Annotated in this window: 17 protein-coding genes; 6 read left to right on the forward strand and 11 right to left on the reverse strand. The window is 38.0% G+C overall.

What is annotated here, in order from left to right; all coding sequences use genetic code 11:
- Positions 1 to 4: 4 nt before the first annotated feature.
- Positions 5 to 1,180 carry a ParM/StbA family protein gene (locus BME96_RS17725; RefSeq protein WP_071649786.1) on the reverse strand — a complete coding sequence of 392 codons (1,176 nt, stop codon included), beginning with the start codon at positions 1,178 to 1,180 and terminating at the stop codon, positions 5 to 7.
- A gap of 333 nt (positions 1,181 to 1,513) precedes the next feature.
- On the opposite strand from BME96_RS17725, the gene BME96_RS17730 reads away from it, so the two are divergent.
- Positions 1,514 to 2,905 carry an alanine/glycine:cation symporter family protein gene (locus BME96_RS17730; RefSeq protein WP_071649787.1) on the forward strand — a complete coding sequence of 464 codons (1,392 nt, stop codon included), beginning with the start codon at positions 1,514 to 1,516 and terminating at the stop codon, positions 2,903 to 2,905.
- A gap of 71 nt (positions 2,906 to 2,976) precedes the next feature.
- Here the strand turns inward: BME96_RS17730 and BME96_RS17735 are convergent, their stop codons facing one another.
- Positions 2,977 to 5,025, reverse strand: coding sequence for a catalase (locus BME96_RS17735; protein ID WP_071649788.1), 2,049 nt, complete (start codon positions 5,023 to 5,025; stop codon positions 2,977 to 2,979).
- A 243-nt stretch (positions 5,026 to 5,268) separates the two neighbouring features.
- On the opposite strand from BME96_RS17735, the gene BME96_RS17740 reads away from it, so the two are divergent.
- Both BME96_RS17740 and BME96_RS17745 read left to right on the forward strand, forming a co-directional pair.
- Positions 5,269 to 6,534: a GGDEF domain-containing protein gene (locus BME96_RS17740; RefSeq protein WP_071649789.1), complete on the forward strand. Its 1,266-nt coding sequence runs from the start codon at positions 5,269 to 5,271 to the stop codon at positions 6,532 to 6,534.
- Positions 6,535 to 6,614: 80 nt separating this feature from the next.
- Entirely contained in the window at positions 6,615 to 7,523 is a 909-nt protein-coding gene (locus tag BME96_RS17745; protein ID WP_060679701.1) for an EamA family transporter, read from the forward strand.
- A 78-nt stretch (positions 7,524 to 7,601) separates the two neighbouring features.
- On the opposite strand, the gene rlmN is transcribed toward BME96_RS17745, so the two are convergent.
- Entirely contained in the window at positions 7,602 to 8,675 is a 1,074-nt protein-coding gene (gene rlmN, locus BME96_RS17750) for a dual-specificity RNA methyltransferase RlmN (RefSeq protein WP_019376471.1), read from the reverse strand.
- Between the two features lie 352 nt (positions 8,676 to 9,027).
- On the opposite strand from rlmN, the gene BME96_RS17755 reads away from it, so the two are divergent.
- Positions 9,028 to 10,044 (forward strand): LLM class flavin-dependent oxidoreductase, encoded by a 1,017-nt coding sequence (locus BME96_RS17755; RefSeq protein ID WP_060679699.1) that lies wholly within the window; start codon positions 9,028 to 9,030, stop codon positions 10,042 to 10,044.
- A 47-nt stretch (positions 10,045 to 10,091) separates the two neighbouring features.
- Here BME96_RS17755 and wrbA read toward each other — a convergent pair whose 3' ends face one another.
- On the reverse strand, positions 10,092 to 10,703 hold the full coding sequence (gene wrbA / locus BME96_RS17760) for an NAD(P)H:quinone oxidoreductase (RefSeq protein ID WP_060679697.1): 612 nt from the start codon (positions 10,701 to 10,703) through the stop codon (positions 10,092 to 10,094).
- A 158-nt stretch (positions 10,704 to 10,861) separates the two neighbouring features.
- On the opposite strand from wrbA, the gene htpX reads away from it, so the two are divergent.
- Positions 10,862 to 11,740, forward strand: coding sequence for a protease HtpX (htpX, locus tag BME96_RS17765; protein ID WP_019376474.1), 879 nt, complete (start codon positions 10,862 to 10,864; stop codon positions 11,738 to 11,740).
- Between the two features lie 798 nt (positions 11,741 to 12,538).
- On the opposite strand, the gene BME96_RS17775 is transcribed toward htpX, so the two are convergent.
- From BME96_RS17775 to BME96_RS17795, 5 genes are all read right to left on the reverse strand, one after another.
- Positions 12,539 to 13,324: a carbon-nitrogen family hydrolase gene (locus BME96_RS17775; RefSeq protein WP_060681872.1), complete on the reverse strand. Its 786-nt coding sequence runs from the start codon at positions 13,322 to 13,324 to the stop codon at positions 12,539 to 12,541.
- 26 nt (positions 13,325 to 13,350) lie between these two features.
- Positions 13,351 to 13,947: a response regulator transcription factor gene (locus tag BME96_RS17780; RefSeq protein ID WP_019376477.1), complete on the reverse strand. Its 597-nt coding sequence runs from the start codon at positions 13,945 to 13,947 to the stop codon at positions 13,351 to 13,353.
- Positions 13,944 to 15,080, reverse strand: coding sequence for a sensor histidine kinase (locus BME96_RS17785; RefSeq protein WP_060681871.1), 1,137 nt, complete (start codon positions 15,078 to 15,080; stop codon positions 13,944 to 13,946). Before BME96_RS17785 ends, BME96_RS17780 begins: the two co-directional genes overlap by 4 nt.
- Before the next feature lie 97 nt (positions 15,081 to 15,177).
- The gene (locus tag BME96_RS17790) at positions 15,178 to 16,230 is read right to left on the reverse strand and encodes a Delta(5) desaturase DesA (RefSeq protein ID WP_060681870.1); all 1,053 of its coding nucleotides are present in this window, start codon (positions 16,228 to 16,230) and stop codon (positions 15,178 to 15,180) included.
- A gap of 227 nt (positions 16,231 to 16,457) precedes the next feature.
- The gene (locus tag BME96_RS17795; RefSeq protein ID WP_060681869.1) at positions 16,458 to 16,964 is read right to left on the reverse strand and encodes a DUF3231 family protein; all 507 of its coding nucleotides are present in this window, start codon (positions 16,962 to 16,964) and stop codon (positions 16,458 to 16,460) included.
- A gap of 176 nt (positions 16,965 to 17,140) precedes the next feature.
- On the opposite strand from BME96_RS17795, the gene BME96_RS17800 reads away from it, so the two are divergent.
- A complete protein-coding gene (locus BME96_RS17800) occupies positions 17,141 to 17,761 on the forward strand; it encodes an NUDIX hydrolase (protein ID WP_071649791.1) in 621 nt (206 codons plus the stop codon).
- A gap of 655 nt (positions 17,762 to 18,416) precedes the next feature.
- Here the strand turns inward: BME96_RS17800 and BME96_RS17805 are convergent.
- The gene (locus BME96_RS17805) at positions 18,417 to 20,345 is read right to left on the reverse strand and encodes an ATP-dependent DNA helicase (protein ID WP_071649792.1); all 1,929 of its coding nucleotides are present in this window, start codon (positions 20,343 to 20,345) and stop codon (positions 18,417 to 18,419) included.
- Between the two features lie 209 nt (positions 20,346 to 20,554).
- Complete coding sequence (locus tag BME96_RS17810; RefSeq protein WP_071649793.1) at positions 20,555 to 22,072, reverse strand: succinyl-CoA:acetate CoA-transferase ScpC; 1,518 nt, start codon at positions 22,070 to 22,072, stop codon at positions 20,555 to 20,557.
- Between the last annotated feature and the right edge of the window lie 79 nt (positions 22,073 to 22,151).

The following is a 22,151-nucleotide window of genomic DNA, read 5'->3' on the forward strand; positions in this document are numbered from 1 at the left end:
CACCCTATTTTGTTTTTGCAGTTGTTTCTTCTTCCTTTTTCACATTTTTTGCTGATTTATTAACAAAGTCTGTAATTAGTTTATAATAAGCATTTGCCATCATCCATATGCTCTCTGATTCGTCTTCAAAAAACTCAATATTGAATCCATCTAATTTGTTATTCAATGCTTTAATATAATCCTTCAAGACAGCTGATCCGCCACCAACGAAATAACAAATTTCCGATTGAGAATTCTTTGACCATACATTACGAAGAAAACGATATTCCTTTTTAGCGAGCTCTAATAAGATATGATCTGTTATATCATGAACGTTGGTTCTACTTCCTTTTACCATTATGTGGTGTCGATCATTTTTCCTAGTGATGATGTCTACTACATCTCTTCTGCTGTCAAGCTCCACACCATGTTTGGAACGAATTTCCTCGCGAATTTGTTCTAAAGACTCTGATACACCCAAATTAAATCCTTGGGCCTTATCATCGTCTACATTACGATTCTTGATCACAGCAATATCTGTAGATAATCCTCCGATATCCTGAATAAGAATTTGCTTATTTATTAATTCTTTATTAATTACTTTTAGTTCATTATCCATAATAAGATTTACGTAAGCTGCAAATCCTTCAGGATATACTTTTACTTCATCAAACTTAATATTTACTTTTTTCCCTTGATGTTTAGGTGTAACCAAAAATTCTACCTGATGAACAGATCCTAGCAATTGTGACCTGTAGCCAACATCTTTACCTTCTTTTACTTCACGGAGAGGGAGCCCAGTTCCTAATATATAATTGGCATCAATTGTATCATTTTTCGCTGCCTTAAAAGCCTCACTCTCGACTGCATCCAAAGCTAATGATGCGAATAACATAATTAATGTCTGGTCTTCCTCAGACTTACTGCTTCCTGGATCAAGTTCTGTCGAGTTAGTAGTTTTTGTTGCTAAATTACCTACACGGTATACTACATTGTTCTCCTCCAGGGCAGGGGAGTGGACTCGTATGTGGATATTATCCAATACTTCTTTGTCATTTAATTCTTCAATTCCAATTACCGGTCGATCCTCCATGTCCTGTGCGACGACATTTGGTATGTACAATTCATTTTCCATTTTTCCAAAGTTGGCTTTAAGAGCATCATTACCAACATCCACTGCTGCAATTCTAGGGTTTGTCATATTGAAAAAACTCCTTCCAAATTAAGTACTTACTATTACTAGATTAATAGTTTTTAGTGTAATAATCAACAAATGTTTACATGTTTTCTTCGACGTTTACTTGTACACATTTTGCAAACGGCTTCATACCGGTACGCGTACGTGTTTGTTTACTTGTTTACACTTTTGTATTCATATTGTTTACTTTTTGTATACTTGTATTCAATTAGGTATACAAGGGTTTTTTATGGAATTATTTACCTTTTTATTTTTTTAGGAATATTTTACGATTTGATTTTATCTATTCAGGGAAGTAATTACTAACCTCAAAAATATAGAAAAGGATGGGTTGGGATGGAAGTAATTGAAGCATTTGTAGCAGATATATCAAATTTTTTATGGACATACTTATTATCATTCCTATTAGTAATTACTGGTTTAATTTACACTTTTCGACTTAAGTTTTTTCAATTCCGCTATTTTGGTCACATACTCAAAAATACAATTGGGCAGGTATTTAAAAAGAACAGGCATACAGGGACAATCACCCCTTTTCAGGCATTTACATCAGCACTTGCTTCAACCGCAGGAGCCACTAACATTGTAGGAGTACCTGTAGCTATATCTCTGGGCGGTCCAGGTGCCCTGTTCTGGATGTGGATTGTCGCTCTGATTGGAATGGCTACACGCTACGGGGAAATTGTATTGGGTATGAAATATAGGGAGAAAAATGAGAAAGGTATATGGGTTGGTGGTCCACAGTATTATATTAAAAAGGCACTGGGTTGGAATACGGTCGCCCTATTGTTTGCAGTGTTTCTCATGCTGGAAATCATACCTAGTATTATGGTGCAGTCCAATTCCATTACAACACAGCTTCAAGGTGCTTTTAACTGGCCCGTTCAGATAACTGGTGTAATAATAGCTGTCATTATAGGAGTTATTGTCTTTGGTGGAATTAAACGCATCGCAAAAGTAACAGATAAGCTTGTACCCTTTATGGTTCTAAGTTACCTAATTCTTGCTCTGATAATTATAATTTTTAATATAGCTGAGTTACCAAATGTGTTAAGTCTAATATTTACACATGCATTCACTCCAATTTCCGCAGCCGGAGGCTTTGCTGGAGCTGGTATAGCACAAGCTCTACGTTGGGGAATTGCCAGAGGTCTATACTCTAATGAAGCTGGCATGGGGACAGGTCCAGTAGCTCATGCTGCCGCACAAACAGATCATCCCTCCAAACAAGCATTGTGGGGTGTCTTCAGTGTATTTATTGATACTATTGTAATTTGTACTGTTTCAGGCTTACTTGTACTTGTAACAGGTGCTTGGAAGGATGTAGATGCAGCTAATGCTTCCAATATGATTAATGTAGCATTCTCAAACTTGTATGGTGATACATTTGGCGGTGTATTTGTAGCTATATTTTTAATGTTTTTCGTTATCACTACAATAGGAATCCTGATTTTCTTTGGCGAAAAACAAGCAGAATACCTTACAAATTTAAAAGGTGCAAGGGTAATGCGAATTGTATATTTAGTGGCTATCTACATTGGAGCAATAGGAGGGCTTAAATTCGTATGGCAGTTCCTTGATCTAATGTTAGCATTTGTTGTGATATTAAACGTAATTCCAATGATATTCCTAAGTAAAGAAGTTAAAAAACTGACGGATGACTATATATTCCGGTTCTACCACGGTAATGAAGGTAAACCAAAGATAACTCTTTTTACAGATGAATAACCAAACATATATTTTAAAACCTAAAAAAGGTGGACTACGATCAAGTAGTCCACCTTTTAATATAAATATATTTAACGGTTCCAGAAACGATGTTCACTTACTGCTTCTGTAAACCTTGAGACAAAGCTGCTTATATCGGTATCAGTTATCACTCCTGGCTTATCTGATAGAGAATTGTTTTCGAGACATTTGATTCCTTCATGAGTAGCACCAATTGGCTTAAAATGATTATAAGCCTCGTTTACGTAATATGTGGCGTTTTTCCAAAAGGCTTCTTGAAGGTTGTCACCACCTATTACATATATCGCATCATATAGCACCGGATCAGCGGTCGTAAACGTCTGATCAACCTCTAGCTCTTTACCTTCTTTTCCTTTAATCGTTCCTAATTTACTGCTGACAACTTCCGGTTCTGTTTTTTTTTTCTTCAAACCTTCTATAACATGCTTTACATCCTTTTCATTGAAGCCATCTCCAAGAATGACAGCAATCTTTCTCGTGTCTGGTTTTTTGCGGGTGTTTTCTTGACTTAATGCTGGAGATGTTTTGGTAATCTCGTTTGCTATTTTAGACGCTTGCTGAGGCTGCTCTACCCCAATATTTCCAGCTACTTCTTGAGCCATAGCCAGATTCACATTAGCGAACATATTAACTACCTGTTGCTGTACAGACTGATTAGACACTTTGCCTAATTCAAAGCTAAATGCTTGTATAATATGGTCCTTCTCAGCATCTGTCATACTGTTCCAAAATAGAATAGCTTGGGAGAAATGATCCTTGAAGCTTTCACTACGTGCTTGTATCTTTCTGCCATCTACTTTTTCCTGGTAATGCACATATCCACCTTCTTCTGCAGAAGAGGTTTCAGGTGTATTATTTGCAAGAGAATTATTGTGATAGCTTACTTGTCCCCTATTAATCGTTTGTCTACCATATCCATCACGTTGGTTATTGTGGAATGGACACACTGGTCGGTTTATAGGCAATTCATGAAAGTTGGGCCCACCTAAACGTATTAATTGAGTATCTGTATAAGAGAATAACCTTCCTTGTAATAAAGGATCATTTGTAAAATCAATCCCAGGGACAACATTTCCGGGATGAAAGGCAACCTGTTCTGTTTCAGCAAATACATTATCTACATTTCTGTTTAAGGTCATTTTCCCAATAATCTTAACTGGCACGTCTTCTTCTGGCCAGATTTTAGTTGGGTCTAATATATCAAAATCAAAGTTGAACTCATCTGCTTCATCTATAATCTGTACACCTAATTCAAATTCCGGGTAATCCCCTTTTTCAATAGATTCATACAAATCAGCTCTATGGAAATCAGGATTTTTACCATTTATTTTTTGCGCCTCATCCCATACCGTAGAGTGCACTCCTAATGTAGGCTTCCAATGAAATTTAACAAAATACGCTTTTCCTTGTTCATTTACAAAGCGAAAGGTATGTACACCAAACCCTTCCATCATTCGAAAGCTTCTTGGAATCGCTCTATCTGACATATGCCACATAATCATATGGGCTGATTCCTGATTGTTTGCAACAAAATCCCAAAATGTATCATGAGCTGATGCTGCTTGAGGGATTCCATTATGCGGCTCAGGCTTCACTGCATGTACTAAATCAGGAAATTTGATAGCATCCTGAATAAAGAACACTGGCATATTATTACCAACCAAATCATAGTTACCTTCTTCGGTATAAAACTTTGTAGCAAAACCTCTTACATCTCGTGCTAGTTCTCCAGAACCTTTGGAACCTGCCACTGTAGAAAAACGTACGAACACAGGGGTTTTTGAACCTGGTTCCTGTAAGAATTTTGCTCTTGTATATTCTTTCATCGATTCATATAGTTCAAATTCACCATGTGCAGCATATCCTCTAGCATGTACGACACGCTCAGGAATACGTTCATGGTCAAAGTGAGTCATTTTTTCCCGAAAGTGAAAGTCCTCCATTAAAGTCGGACCACGTTCCCCAGCTTTTAATGAAAATTCATCTTCCGAAACTCTTAAACCCTGATTTGTAGTCATCTTTTTACCATGATCTTCTGTACGGAATTCATTTAATTGCTCATTTTTACTCTTTTCATTCACCTTACGTTGATCACTCATTTGACCTCTCCTTCCAATAGAGTTATTCACAATTTTTATTCCCTATAAGAAGAAACTACAAACTTGAAAAAGGAATATGAGAGATTAATAGAGAATAACTATGGGTATATGTAAATTAGCAAATACATACTTGTGGTTTGTCATAAATTTTTAAAATTTAAATTTATTTGTATCATTATTTCCAGATTATGCTATTATAAGATTAATAATAGGATAATAGACCTAGGAACAGGAGATAAAGTCATGAGAAATGTGCGGATCTTTATTATTTGTATATTTATAGCCTCATTAGTAATAGCTTTTTCCTATGGTCATATTACCGTTGAAAAAAAGGTATTTTTAAACGCGCTTTTTTTATTTTGGTTATTTTCAAGTCTTTATTCTCACTTAAATATTGTAGTTAAAAAAGGTAATGTCAATATGGATCATGGCATTTCTTATGGCTTGGCTTTAGCCCTATTCGCAGGCCCACTTGGTTTATTTTTATTTGAATTTGTTCAACGATTTATTGTCTACGCAGGACGGAAAATTGCCGGAACTGCAGACCCGGACGAATTTCTACATACCTTTTATAATATTGGAGCATTTACTCTTAATAATTCCATCGCTTTCTTTCTGTTTACCATCTGTTACCCGTATGTGGAACCGGTTCCTTTCGGGTTTTGGCTTCTTATTATTTTATTAGTAATTGTCGTTGCTCTACTATCCGATAGCTTCCTTATCCTGATATTTTCCTTCACAGGCGAGTTGAAAGGTCTAAAGGATGCTATTGATTTCATAAAGAGTAGAAATGTACTCGATATGGGAAAAACAGCATTTTCAAATGGCTTATTGTTCATACTATTATTGGAACAAAAATGGGAAATGATTATTGCCTTATTCTTGTTAAATTATCTAGTCAGCAGATCCTTTATCAATAAATCTAAAAGCATCAAGAATAAAATGGAACGAGATAAGTTTGAACAAATGGCTTATACTGACTTCTTAACAAATGTTCACAATAGAGCATTTATGGATAAAAAAATGAGTGAACTAGATCAAACATCAGAACAAATAGGAATTATTGTTGCAGATATAGACACATTTAAACGAATTAATGATACATATAACCATGCGGTTGGTGATCAGGTAATCAAGCATTTCGCCTCTGTATTGCAAAGTTCAATCAGCGAAGAGGATTGTCTATTTAGAAGTGGAGGAGAAGAGTTTACTATCTTTTTACGTAATAAAACCTATCAGGAATGTGTTCAATTTGTACATGGTATTCGAGAAAAGGTGGAAAGAACAAAGGTAACGGCGGAGTACCATGCAAATAAAATTACTATTTCCTATACAGCTTCTTTTGGACTTTTTTATTTTCTGACTGGTCAGGAAATGGAAATAATGAAGGCATATATTCAGGCCGATCAACTTTTACTTCATTCAAAGCAGCTTGGTAGAAATAAAGTCTCAACAAAACATGCTGAGGGGGCACTTCCCTCATCTGTTTCATATATCCCTACAAACTAATTGTTTTCCGCCACCTTCCACTCCAAATATGTTATTATGGTTTTGCAAATAAAGACATGTCTGATTTAGGAGGGGTTAGGGTGAAAAATAAAGGGATTCTATTTGTTCTTATCGGTGCCTCAAGCTTTGGTTTTACACCTATTTTTGCAAAGCTTGGTTTTCAACATGGCTATACACTTGGTCAGCTTAATATTATTCAAATGGTTTTATCCTGTATCCTTCTGTGGGCTATTACCATATTTAAACATACTGATTTCAAAGGGATAACAAAAAGAAATATAATCAAAATTATGATCACAGGTTCCTTTGTAGGGCTAACGAGTGTCTTTTACTATGGGGCCATTCAGTATCTTCCTGCTTCTCTAGCAGTAATTCTTCTATTTCAGTTTGTTTGGATTGGGATTTTCTTTGAATGGATCTTTACTAAAATCAAACCAACTATTGTAACCTTGGGTGTCCTGGTGCTTATATTAACAGGTGTTTTCTTTGCTTCAAACGTAATTGGAGGCACCATTCAAAGCATGCCGATTTCCGGTCTGGTGCTTGGCTTTCTTGCAGCAATTACGTATGCAGGATTTATATTCTTTAGTGGAAAAGTAGCAGTAGACGTCAATCCATGGGTGCGAAGCTCGATTATGGTAACTGGATCTGTCGTTTTGGTGTTACTTATATTTATGAGGAGTATCCCTTCTGTCGTAACGTTTGCGCCTGAATTATGGTTAATCGCAGCAGGAGTCGGCTTGTTTGGGTCTGTTTTTCCACCCCTCTTCTTTGCCTTAGGTGCACATTTAATTTCAGGTAGCCTTGCCAATATACTAAGCTCCGTAGAATTACCTGTCGCCATCATCTCGGCAAGCCTCATCCTTTCCGAGCATATCAGTGGCTTGCAATGGATAGGTATTATAATGATTATTCTTGCCATTGTAATTAATGAATTAGGCATCTCCATAGTAAAGAAATTGAAACATAAAAAAACGTATCAGACATAAGTACTGATACGTTTTTATTTGTAATTGTAATAGTGTTAAAGCAAATGACCGGCTCTTGGCTCTTACCTCATTACATGCTTATAAAGCATTCTCTTTCTTATTCTTCTTAATTTGTTTACTTCTTAATTGTCCACATGCTGCATCAATATCTGCACCGTTTTCCCAACGAACACCACAATTTATGCCTTGTGATTTTAATGTTTCAAAAAATGCTTGAATATTTTCTGAATCACTTCGTTGATACTGACTGTGCTCATCTACAGAGTTATATGGAATTAAGTTCACATATGCTAAATGGCGATGGTTTGCCAAAAGCTTAGCAAGCTGAATGGCTTCTGCTTTGTGATCATTTACATCTTTGAGCATAATATATTCATACGTAATTCGTCGGTTAGTCTTCTCTAGGTAGTAATCAACAGAATCCATTAACTTTTCAATTGGAAAAGCCTTATTAATCTTCATGATTCTTGTACGCAATTCATTGTTCGGAGCATGAATAGATATAGCCAGATTTACCTGAATACCGGTATCAGCAAAATCTTTAATCTTATGAGCTAATCCACTCGTTGATACAGTAATATGCCTTGCACCGATATTAAGACCTTTATCATCGTTAACAACATAAAGGAAATCCATCAAATTTGTAAAATTGTCAAATGGCTCTCCAATCCCCATAACAACAATATGACTTACTCGTTCGCCTTTTTCCTGTGCGTCTAAATGCTTCTGTACATTCATAATTTGCTCAACGATCTCTCCACTTGATAGATCGCGACTCTTTCTCAACAGACCACTGGCACAAAAAGTACAACCGATATTGCAGCCTACTTGTGTTGTAACACAAACAGATAAGCCATAATTAAAACGCATAAGCACTGTCTCAATCAGGTTCCCATCCGCAAGTTTGAAAAGAAATTTGATCGTTCCGTCCTTTGATTCCTGTTTTACTTCTTGTTCCAGGGTGTGTAGGACAAAGTTTTCTTCTAATAAAGCTACCGTCTGCTTGTTTACATTTTTCATTTCCGAAAAATCTGTAATACGCTTTTTATAAAGCCAATTCCATACCTGGTCTACGCGGAAACGTTGTTGTCCATGATCCATAAGCCAATCCGTCAACTGATCATATGTTAGTCCGTAAATGGATGGTTTCATATTTGTATACCCTCATTTCTATAAAAAAGCATCTTTTGTTAATAAAGTTGCTTATTTCTCAAAAACATTCCAATATATTATCTTACTATATTACTGAAAATTTGACAATAAGGCAAGCCAGTTTTATTTATATCCCCAATAAGCTCTATTACCAAACAGGTAAGCGTAATAGTGGACGATCATTTATAAAGCGAGTAACATCATTTGGTAAAGATATATTATATAAGTTAATAAAGCGTTGTTTCCATCTGTTAAATGAGATGATAACTTGTTATTTAATTTAACGTTGGAGAAGCTCTAATCTATTAAAAGCGGAATAACTTTTTTAACAATTATTACAGGAGTGATTTAAGTGGATTCTATTCAACCAAAAACCTTTCATGATACACCTTTATCCGTACTTGATTTAGCACCAGTAAATGAAGGAACAGAGCCCACGGATTCTTTTAAAAACAGTGTTGAATTAGCACAGCATGTTGAACAGTTAGGATTTAATCGTTACTGGCTTGCAGAGCATCATAATATGCCCGGAATCGCCAGTTCTGCAACATCTGTTATTATGGGTCATATAGCAGAAAAAACAAGTCGTATACGAGTCGGTGCTGGTGGTATTATGCTTCCAAATCATGCAACACTTGTCATTGCAGAACAATTTGGAACACTGGAATCCTTGTATCCGGAAAGAATCGATCTGGGCCTAGGGCGTGCGCCAGGAAGTGACCAAGCAACGGCTTATGCATTGCGTAGAACACTAAACATGTCCGTTGAGGATTTTCCGATGCAAGTGAATGAGCTACAGGATTATTTCTCAGACAATCCTATTTCTCGTGTAAAAGCTGTTCCTGGACAAGGCCTCTCTATACCTATTTGGCTCCTTGGTTCAAGTGATTTTAGTGCACGGCTTGCTGCAAAGAAAGGGCTGCGTTTTTCATTTGCCAGTCACTTCGCTCCTGCATACACTGTACCTGCACTAAATTTGTATCGCGAAAATTTCCAACCATCCGAAGAGCTGGAAAAACCGTATGCTATGGTAGGGGTTAATGTGATTGCAGCCGACACAGATGAGCACGCTCAGTTTATTGCAACCTCCCTTCAGCAACAGTTTTTAAATCTGCGTAGAGGGCGGCCAACAAAACTTCAACCACCTATTCAGGATATAGAAAGTGAGTGGACACCGATGGAATTAGCAGCAATTAAGCAATCCCTTGATCCTCGTTCCACCATTATAGGTGATAAAGAAAAAGTAAGGAAAGGCTTAGAAAGCTTTATAGCAGAAACACAGGCGGATGAAGTAATTATCAGTTCTCAAATTTATAATCAAGCCGACCGTTTACGTTCCTATGAAATTATAGGAGAATTAATGGAATAGACTAAAAACCGCCTTCCCATTTATTTAGAAGGCGGTTTTTCATTTTCCTAATCAGTGCTTGATTTTATACGTTTTGCGATATCTACGGTTCGCTTCGTTTGATGCTTGACAGCTGCTTCGACGTTTTCAACCATCTTCCCATCCTTGCCTTGGGTAACTGAGGTTCCATATGGATTACCCCCTGCTGGATACACTACATCATCTGTATATCCAGGTGGTACAATTATTGCACCCCAATGCATCATTGATGTATATAGAGATAGAATAGTTGCTTCCTGTCCTCCATGTGGGTTACTAGCAGAGGACATCGCACTCACAACCTTATTCACCGTTTTACCTGCAGCCCATAAACCTCCTTGTATATCCAAGAATTGTTTCATTTGGGACGGGATGTTACCAAATCGTGTAGGCACACTAAAAAGAATAGCATCCGCCCATTCTATATCCTCCGATTTAGCCTCAGGTACATCCTTTGTTAATTCTATATGTTTCTCCCAGACAGGGTTGGAGGCAATTGCTTCTTTCGGGGCCAATTCCTTTACCTTCAAGACCTTTACCTCTACTCCTTGCTTTCTACCAGCCTCTTCCGCCCACTTTGCCATCTGAAAATTTGTTCCTGTCGAACTGTAGTATATAATTGCTAAATTTACTTTCTTCATTTATTTACACCTTTCTATTTATAAGAGATAAGCTTAGAATATGCTATTCAATCTAATTTATACTGCAATTAAACTACACTTCTGTTGTAAACATGGTTCCTACTAGTTATAATTAGATTATGTGAATTGCTCACAATAATAAAATTAAGGGTGAGAAGATGGGGAAACGAATTTTTTACTTTTTACTGACAAACGTCTTGGTTCTTGTCACAATTAGCATTATTTTTTCACTGATTCCTGGTGGTTGGAATTATATTGAAGATGGTGGTATCAACCCGGTATCATTATTAATATTTAGTGCAGTAATAGGCTTCACTGGATCATTTATCTCCTTGGCTATGTCTCGCTGGATGGCTAAGAAGATGATGGGTGTTCGGGTCATTAATCCAAATGAGGCTATGTCTGCAGAAGAAAGATTAGTAGTTGAAAAGGTACATCGCTCTGCACGTACAGCAGGGCTTATGCATATGCCTGAGGTGGGCATCTATAATTCCCGAGAGGTAAATGCTTTTGCTACTGGGCCAACCAAAAAACGCTCGCTTGTGGCTGTCTCAAGTGGTCTGCTCCAAGAAATGGATGATGATGCAATTGAAGGTGTTATCGCTCATGAAATAGCTCATATAGCTAACGGGGATATGGTTACAATGACTTTGCTGCAAGGTGTTGTAAACACATTTGTTGTATTCCTTGCTCGTGTTGTAGCATTTGCAGTTTCGCGATTTGTAAAAGAGGAAATGGCACCGATTGTACATTTTATTGCGATTATTGTTTTCCAGCTTATTTTTTCGATACTTGGAAGTCTTGTTGTATTCGCATACTCACGGCACAGAGAGTACCATGCCGACCGGGGTGGTGCAGATATAGCAGGTAAGGATAAAATGAGACATGCTTTAGAATCATTAAAAAACTATGCCAACCGCACACAGATGAATGAAGAGCAAACAGCCATATCTACCCTAAAAATAAATGGAAGACGTAAATCCAGTATTTTCTCTACACATCCAGATATTGATGAACGGATTAGAAGGCTGGTATAATTCATGCAACAAATAAAAAGCCTTTCACGTGAAAGGCTTTTTATTTATCTCCATCTATTATCATAGTTGGAAGAAACGCGAACTAAAGTATATTTTATTTTAAGGAAGCGGATGGACCCATTGATTTACGCTTTAGTGGGACGCTTTCCACCGGCATGGCTTCAGCCGCTTCCTCCGCTACGCTACGTCCAGGGTCTTCAGCTCATGCTGTTCCGGTAGGAGTCGCGGGCCAACAGGACGTTGGTCATGCAATCGTTGCCACAAATGTTTTCGGTGGGACGAGGAAACGCAGTCCCAGGACGTGGCGTTCTTAGATTGCCCCCTTCCGCTCCAATCAATTTGTATCTGCTTTGTACATAAATAACGGGTTATTATCTAACCACTTTACCAGTGAAAGAAAGACACGAAGACTCCTCGGAAAGAAAAAACATCTTTCCTTCGTGCGATGCAAAATTCGCTGAAGCCTTCCTTGTCCTGTGGGAAAAGCAACAGGGCTTTTTGATGGGGCGAGTAATCGCAAAAGATCTTCGGTGGGACGAGGTGACGCAGTCCCAGCCCCAGCTGAAGATCCCGCAGGACCAGAAAATCTTCTATGAGAACCCATCGCACGCAGAAAAAGTGGGTTTCTTTTTCAAGGAAGTGGTTTTCTTCCGAGGAAGCTGAAGCGTTGCCCACGGAAAGCGAAGTGTATTTTCCGAAACGGTCATTTACAAACAACCAAGTTACGTCGCAGTTTATCTAAAATTCACCTATCTAGCTAACCCAAGTCACTTTTTTACAATAAATGTAAATAGTGAATCAGTACAAATCGGGGACTCTGCAGGAAAATATGGGGACATCCTTTCGGAATTTAGCAACTGTACTTATATCAAGTGTTTCTACCACCGTCTCCACCTCTGCATCACTACCCGTCTTCAAACAATTCCCCCATGGATCAATGACCATTGAATTACCTGCAAAATCAACACCGTCATACTCACCTACACGGTTACAAGCAACAATATAGATTTGATTTTCTATTGCCCGGGCAATTAAAAGAGATTTCCAGTGGTTTTTCCTAGCAGTTGGCCATTCTGCTACTACATACACAATCTTTGCCCCATTTAAAGCTAAGCTACGCGTTAACTCTGGAAAGCGAAGGTCAAAGCAAATAATTATTCCGGCTTTTACTCCATCAAGTTCAAATACTTTAACTTTGTCTTTCCCTCCGGTTAAATAGGCAGGCTCATCAAGCATAGGAACTAAATGAATCTTATCGTAGCGATAGACAACCTCTCCATTCCGATCAATGATTATACTCGTATTATAAAACCTGTCGTCTTTCTTATTAGCAAAGGATCCTCCTATAATATTCACATCATGCAAATATGCCATTTTTTGTAAGAAACCAGTAATTGGCTCCCCGTTTTTCTCCGCTACACTTTCCAGATTAGGAAGTGTATAACCCGTTGTCCACATTTCCGGAAGAACAACAGTATCCGGTCTTTCTTCTTTCATCGTACTATTTAACCAATCAGCTACTTTTTCCTTGTTTGCTGGTGGGTCTCCAGGTATGATATCCATTTGATAAATTGCGTGTTTCACTATAAGCCCCTCCCCACAATCCTTTTTTATAACCAACCATTCTCCTTGAATTTGGAAATTGCCTCAATACGATTTCCTACTTCCAACTTTTCCAGAATAACAGATACGTAGTTTCTTACCGTCCCATTTGTGATGGCTAGCTTTTTAGCAATTTCTTTTGTGTTTTTCCCCTCAGCAATAAGTTTTAATACTTGTGTTTCTCTATCCGTAAGCGGATTTTCAGCGTTGTAAACCATATCCACTAATTCAGGTGAATAAATCCTCCGACCCTCCATAATTTGGCGAATAGATGTCGCTAATTCATCGCTTGGGCTATCTTTTAATAAGTATCCACTAACCCCTGCATTTCTCGCTCTTTCAAAATATCCTCTTCTTGCAAAAGTGGTTAAGATAATTACTCTACATGCCATTGCTTTTAGTTCTTCTGCTGCTTCCAGACCGCTTTTTAGAGGCATCTCAATATCCATTATACAGATATCCGGCTTTTTGAGATGTACGAGATCAAGGACCTCTTTCCCATTCTTTGCCATCCCAACTACTTCCATATCCTCTTCAAGGTTCAATAAAGATCCTAAAGCGCCAAGCAGCAGTCCTTGATCTTCTGCTATCACAATGCGAATCATTCCTCTTTTTCCTCCTTTGACTGTTGGATAATGTTCGGTACACTAATTTTTAAAGTAGTACCATTCGCAGGGATGATTTCCAGGCTACCATTAACAAACTCAAGTCTTTCTTTCATTCCACGTAATCCATGACCATTAAAGATATTTATGTTTTCTTTTGCTCCAATACCATTATCTTTAACAAGAACAATTAATTCACTTGAGCTTTCTCTTATTTCGATATGGCATTTGGAAGCTTGGCTATGCTTAACGATATTTGTTGCAGCTTCTTTTAAACACATGCTTACCACATTTTCAACGAGTAAGGGGGTATCATTCAATTCTGATGTTCCTTGGAAATGAAACTCCACCTCTGCTGCTTCCATGACTTGTTGAATGCGCAGAAGCTCTTCTTTAAGTGAAATTGTTTTCATATTTGAAACCATTTCTCGTACCTCTTTTAATGCTGTCCGAGCAGTTGAATGAATATCATTTAGTTCTTTCTTCGCTGTATCTGGCTCAACATGTACAAGCTTCCCAGCCAAATCACTCTTCAGACCAATTAATGAAAGCTTCTGACCAAGCGTATCGTGGAGATCTCTTGCAATACGCTGACGTTCTTCATACACCAAGAGCTTAGAAATTTTTTGGTTTGCACTATCCAATTGCAGTTGTAATCTCTCTGTTTTATTTCTTACATATAAATTAATAGGTAATAAAATAACACCAATAATACTAATAACTACGAAGGGAAATTGTGCTAAAAAAAGCGGATTTTGATTGTAAAAGCTAAAAGCCGCAGCGCAAATAGTTGTAATTATATGCACTACATATAATGTTATAAACCCGGCTTTATTTTGTATATTCCCAATAAAAAAGGCCAGAAACAAGGCGAAATAAATATAGCCAAACAATAAGGTCATTCCAATACTTATAGCCATTTCTATTCCAACAGAAACATATACCGTCCAGCCTTTTTTAATAAAAGATAAACGATACGTTGCAAAAAAAAGAATAATTAAAATAACCCCAATTATAATTTCAACAGTTGTTGTGGAGCGGAAGATAAAATAAGATGGAAGGATACAAAAAGCTATCCAGGCAAACGCACTAAGCCCTGTGTTTTTAGGTATAATATGAAACCAATTCTGCATATGTCATCTTTAACCTTTCCAGCCATATTCACTTTCAAGCTTTTGTACAGTATACCAAAAACCCCACTATCTTACATAGCGGGGTAAATAAAAGACATTATTTTTCTGGAATACTCGGTCTTTGTGGATTAAGTTGGATAGAAAGCTTTCTTTTTCTAATGAGACTTTTTACTTCTTTGAATGTAACAAATGACCTTGTTGCTTCATCATATAAACGAAAACGTATCGATTTTAGACTTGTCGCTAATGTAATAGTAGTTGCCTTTTGTAATGGCGGAGTAGATTCATGTGCTTTCTCCAAGTGATAGTTAGGTACTCTCGGACTCAGATGATGCACATGATGGAATCCGATACTCCCAGTCAACCATTGTATTACTTTGGGCAACTTATAATAAGAGCTGCCATCTACTGCTGCTTTCACAAAATCCCATTCGTCCTCATTTTCAAAATAGGAATCTTCAAATTGATGTTGCACATAAAACAACCAAATCCCTAATGCTCCGGATACAAATAAGATAGGAAGCTGAATCATTAGAAATGCCTGCCAACCTACAACCCAAATTAAAAGAGAATATATAACCATAATGGACACATTAATTAAATACGTATTCAAACGTTCCTTTCGTTTCGCCCCTTTTCGATTAAACCTGTTAGACAGGAGGAAAAGATACAGTGGCCCAAACCCGAACATAACAATGGGGTTACGGTAAAGTCGATAGGCAAGTCGCTCCCAAACAGAAGCTTGCACATATTCCTCAACTGTCATTACCCAGACATCGCCGGTTCCGCGTTTATCCAAATTACCACTCGTCGCATGGTGAATTGCATGACTTCTCTTCCATTTTTCAAATGCAAAGAGAGTAATAATACCTGTTATCGTCCCAACAACTCTGTTTGCCTTACTGCTTTTGAAAAATGAACCATGAGTACAGTCATGGAAAATAATAAATATCCGTATGACAAAGCCTGCAGCAATTACAGATAACGCCACTGATAGCCATATGGAAAGAGATAGACTTTGATATGCCAAGAACCAAAGCAGAAAAAACGGCAGAATTGTATTTATCAACTGCATAATACTTGCTTTCATATCTGAATTTGCAAAAGATGCAACACTTTTTCTTAATTGTGCTTGTTTTTGTCTACTCATAATTACCTCCTAATATAGAGAAAACGTTCTGTTTCATTTATCATAGTGCAAATCAAAATGCTATGTAAGACATAAATGTCAATAATGTAATATGACAAATGTCATGGGTTGGATATATAAACAGTGACCGGATACTAATTCTACCCTGTTTTTACATAGTAATTTAAAGTTTTTTTTATATGCCCTACAAAAAAGAAGCAGGCCACATGCCCGCTCCTTTCTTAAATTTATCCATTATGCGCTTGATGAAGCGGTGGGGGTACTAACCAGCCCTTTTCTTTATTAAGCCTTAATAGCTTTGCTCCAAAAGCTGCTTTTTTCGTATGGATCTGCCCAAACATCATGGCAATATCCTCTCGAATGGATTGACCCATTACCTGACTTGCAGCAACTAGGCCAGCTGCAACTCCAATAGACATGGCAGCTGCAATTTCCGGATCCTGCACACGTGCACCTGTTGGGATGTCCTCCAGCGATGCAGTTGGTCTATCAGGTGGTGTCGGTGGTAAACCTACTCCATTTGCCTTTAACAATGCTTCTAATTCCTGAATTTCCTGGTTTCCTTGCTGAATCGCTTCTTCAATAAGTTTACGAAGATCCTCATCACCTGCGTGGTTTAAAAAGGTTTGGTGCCCTGCCACCATCCCCTTCATCGTGTTTACTGCTGTCCAAATACTGTATACTTCTCCATAATGCATCGGTTCATCCGTCGGATTGCCACTTAGTATGCCCATTTTCAGCCTCCTAATAATTTTCATAGTCGTGCCACCTTCCTACATTGCACTGTCATATGTTTCCTTAAATAGCATCCCTTTATACCCAAGAAATCACTTGTTGGTTTTTCTCAACGATATGCTTGTATAATAGTAGGTGGCTAACGATCATATAGATATTTAGAGGAGGTATATAAATGAAATTAGATAAAGTAATGGACAAATTGCAGCATCGCAAACCATCTATTTTAGGATATAAGGACTTCTTTAAATCGGCCGTTCTATTACCCCTTATTGATATAAATGGTGAAACCCATATTTTATTTGAAATTCGATCCCTAAAATTACGCAGACAGCCAGGTGATATTTGCTTTCCGGGAGGAAGAATAGATACAGATGATCCTACCCCTCGTGCTGCTGCACTTCGGGAAACAACAGAGGAATTAGGTATTCTTGAAAGAGACATTGCAGACGTGGTACCACTTGATTATATTGTCTCCGATTTTGGCAGAATCGTTTATCCCTTTATTGGTAAAATATCTGCAAGCTCTTCTTTTGCGCTTAATAAAGAAGAAGTAGAAGATGTGTTTACGGTTCCACTGGATTTCTTTCTTAATACAGAGCCGGAAATACATTATGTGAACATGCAGATTACTCCTGAGCCTGATTTTCCTTATGCTTCCATTATTGGGGGAGAAGATTATGACTGGCAAGTTCATCGTATTGAAGAGATTTTCTATTACTATGAAGGTAAAGTGATTTGGGGATTAACAGCCAAGATTCTCACACATTTCCTTGAACTGCTAAAATCTGAATAGCCCTCCCTCTAAAGGAGCACTACAAAGTGTAGAATGCCTTGTTTAGCAAACTTTAGAATATAACTTGTATTACGTTGAGATAAACAGATTATTTAATACTATTACGTTTGCTGCACAGTTGGATGAAACTGCGAACTAGTGGTGGAGCACCAAATCTCGCTGCGGAAAAATATTACGCTTTCCGCGGGCGGCCTGCAAGCCTCCTCGAACTCCACTAGCGTTACGTTCTGCGGGGTCTCGCTAGTCTCGCTTTTCCCGCAGGAGTCTTCATATTTTTCCTTCGCTCATGACTGCATTCTAAGTATCCAAAATAAAAGTTCAATACAAATTGATTGGAGTGGAGGGCGGCGACTCCTGCCGGAATAGCATGAGGCGAAGACCCTGGACGGAGCGTAGCGGAGGAAGCGGCTGAGGCCATGCCGGGCGGCAAAGAAGACACTGTGAGGTTACGAACAGATGTCGCGCTTGTACCCGGAGGTGTGAAAGCGTCCGCCTGAAACGCAAATCAATGGGTGCTTCCTCTGTAAAATGAATTACTTTATTCTCCACAAATTACGTCGCAGTTTATCTATATTGCGAATGAGTTTTAAACTTACATTAATATTTCAGAATCAAAAAAGAAACCCTGCCATCATCGGCATGGTTTCTTTTCTACTTAGTTCCAATCTATATTAACAGGTAATACGGCTTCTATCTGATCTTCATAAAGTTGTTTCTGTTGTTCTTCTATCCATAACTGAATAGCTCCATGATCATTACTGCTTCTAATTAAGCGGCCGATTCCTTGTCTTAAACGAAGCAACATATATGGTATGTCGACTTCATAATCCGGGTTTTTTGCATGCTTGCGCTTTGCCTGAAAAACCGGATCCTTTGGTGGAAACGGCAAGGATGAAATAATAACCTGTGTCAGCGCCTCTCCAGGAATATCCAATCCTTCCCATAAGTGATACGCACATAAAACGGAAGATGCTGTTAATTGGAAAGTGCGAACTGTCTCACTTATTTCGCGATCTCCTTCATAAAGAACGTGGAAAGAAAATGACTGTAAGTTAACCCATTCCCTAAATTCCTCCATGTCTTCCATTGTAGAAAACAGGACCAGGGAACGTCCTTCATTTTCTCTCAGTTGCTTGCCTATTCTTTCCCATTTGCTCTGTTTATCACTAGCGATATGACCAGCTATTTTCATCTGCTCCTCATAATCAAATGGGGAATCAACAGAAAAGGAATCAAATGATTGAATACCTAGACTGTTAGCCAAATAAGAGAAGTCGCCTGCTTGAGCTAGCGTAGCAGAAGAAAAGACAAATGGGATGTCTTGGGAGAATACTTCCTTTTTAAGTACCTCTTCTACTAATCGTGGCATAATTACCAAATTAGTGGATGTGTCACTTTCCTCTAACCAGTAAATACCTTCATCATCTTTTAATAAAATGGACAGCCCATAAGAGAAAAACTCCAAGTATTCTTCAATAATTTTAATATGATAATCTTCCATCGTAAATAGTTCCGCATCGAAAACTAACTGTTCAAGCAATTGCTGAACTTTTTCATACAAGGATTGAGCCATTTCAAGCATTGTAGAAGAAAAATTTATTTCTTTTCTATTAGAACCTTTTACATCAGTCGTATTCTTACCAAGTAACTGAAACCACTCGTCATTCAATGTTAAGATATCCTCAACTAAATATAACGTTTCCTCACGTACATCCTGACCCATATAAGCTGTTAATACATTGGACAATGTTTCAAAATTATATCGGTAGGTTAAACCTTTTTGTGCTGCGAATTCTAAGAGATGGCCCTCATCAAATACAACACAGCTGGCTTCAGGTAATAATGGCATTTGACCTTCACGCTTCCTGGATTCCTTCGTCCAAATATGTTCCATGTAAAAATCATGTGAACATATAATTAAATCTGTTGCATGTCGATAGTACTCTCTGTTTAATGTTTGGCCACTACGGTGACGCCATTCACAGGTAGAGCATTGTTCAAGTGGGTCCCAGGCAATCTTTTCCCAGCTTTCATTAGACACCCACGGATATTCTTTTCTGTCTCCATAGCGTTCAAAGGATTTCATCATAGCACTCGTATCAAAGACAAAGTCCGGAATAGCATCATGCACTTCATGAATATCTTCATCGTCTGTCTGCTCGACAAGTGCATCTAGTTTTCGTACACATACATAATTTTCTCTTGCCTTAGCAAGCCTTACATCAATAGACAGGCCAAGCGCTTGTTCTAATTTTTCTATGTCGCCGTCTTTTTTTACTAGCTGCTCAATCAAAGTTTCATCTGCACAGGAGATAATCGCTGGTTTACGTCGATAACGTGCATAACAGATAGCATAAAGCAAGTACACAAAAGTCTTTCCTGTACCTACACCGGCCTCAGCAAATATTGTGTGTTTATTTTTAAAGGCCTGTTCTAGTTGAAAAGCCATATAAATTTGTTCATCACGCAGTTCGTAACCCTGCTCTGGTAATATATCGTAAAAAACATCACCAATATAATCCCCAAGACGATCAAAGAAATTTTCTGTTTTGGAAATGGTAAAAGGAAGTGAATTTGTTTTCATCATAGTAAACTCCTCTTAAGTCGTTAAAATAGTTATTATACGTGACAGGAAAGTCTCTGTCACGAATTTTTTTATCCCATTCGAATCATACACAATTCTACCCCTTTTTCCAAACAAAAAACCGATTGTCCCTCCCCCCAGAAGGAAATCGGCTTTCATCTATATAATAACCCTTGTCTGAATCCACTATAAACGAATTTTTTTGCAAATCAGCTAGTACTGCCCACTAGCTCCTGCATACTTCCATTCTTCAAAAAATTGGCATGCCAAGAAAATGCTTTTTCCATCACATGTGGTGTTTGCCCACCATATTTTAAAGCCTCATTATAATAGTCCCATAATTGCCCACGGTACATTGGGTGGGCACAGTTTTCTATTATAAGTGGTACTCTCTCTCTTGGAGCTAATCCACGTAAATCTGCATATCCCTGCTCTGTCACTACAACATCTACATCGTGTTCCGTATGATCAATATGGGATGCAAAAGGAACAATACTGGAAATGTCTCCGTTCTTAGCAATTGACTTTGTTACAAAGATAGCTAATCTGGCATTTCTTGCAAAGTCACCAGATCCTCCAATTCCGTTCATCATTTTCGTTCCTGTTACATGTGTGGAATTAACATTTCCATAAATATCGAATTCTAACGCAGTATTAATTGCGATTAGTCCGAGTCTACGAATAATTTCCGGATGGTTTGATATTTCCTGTGGACGCATAATCAATTTATCCCGATATATTTCAAAGTCCTCGAAAACTTGCTTCATTTTATTTTCAGAAAGCGTTATAGAGCAGCAAGAGGCCGTTTTTACTTTTCCCGCATCAATGAGATCAAAGACCGCATCTTGAAGCACTTCTGAATAGACTTCTATATCTTTAAATTCCGAAGTCAACATGCCATGTAATACAGCATTCGCTACAGAACCGATTCCAGATTGTATCGGAGCAAGCTCTTCTGTGAGTTTACCTGCTTTTATTTCGTTCCTTAGGAAATTCAATAAATGATCAGCCATCATTCGTGTTTCCTCATCTGGGGGAACTATAGTAGAAGGAGAATCTTGTTGATTTGTAACAACAATCCCCGCTATTTTATCTAAATCTACTGGAATGCCAATAGTTCCAATTCGATCCTTAACGTTCGTTAAAGGTATTGGTGTACGTTCCCCTTGCTTTTTCGGACTGTAAAGATCATGCAAGCCTTCTAATAATTCAGATTGAGCTGTGTTGATCTCAATAATAATATTTCTCGCATGTTCAGCAAAAGCCATGGAGTTTCCGATGGATGTGCTTGGGATAATTTCGCCATGCTCCGTTATAGCAACCGCTTCCAAAATAGCGTAGTCAACAGTTTCCAGTGTATTTGATCGTAACATTTCAGCTGTATGTGATAGATGATGGTCAACAAACAAATGTTCACCTTGATTTATCTTCTTTCGCATTACTGGATCTGCCTGAAACGGTAACCGTTTGTTAACCATACCCACTTCAGCAAATAGCTTATCCACATCTGAACCTAAAGAAGCGCCTGTAAATACATTTACTTTTAACTTTTCTCCTTTAATCACACGATCTGCAAGGGCAGTAGGCACTGCTTTCACATCCCCTGCACGGGTAAAACCACTCAATCCTAATGTCATACCATCGTGGATCAGTGACGCGGCTTCCTCCGCAGTGATCACTTTTTTACGGAGCTGGGAATTTTTAATACGCTCATTTATTTCTCCCATAAACTTACCCCACTTTCTATTTCATAAGGTTAAGAATAATTGTAATATAAGCGCTTTCTTAATTGGGGTTTTATGTGAA

The organism is Virgibacillus halodenitrificans, from assembly GCF_001878675.1.
GTDB lineage: Bacteria > Bacillota > Bacilli > Bacillales > Amphibacillaceae > Virgibacillus_Q > Virgibacillus_Q halodenitrificans.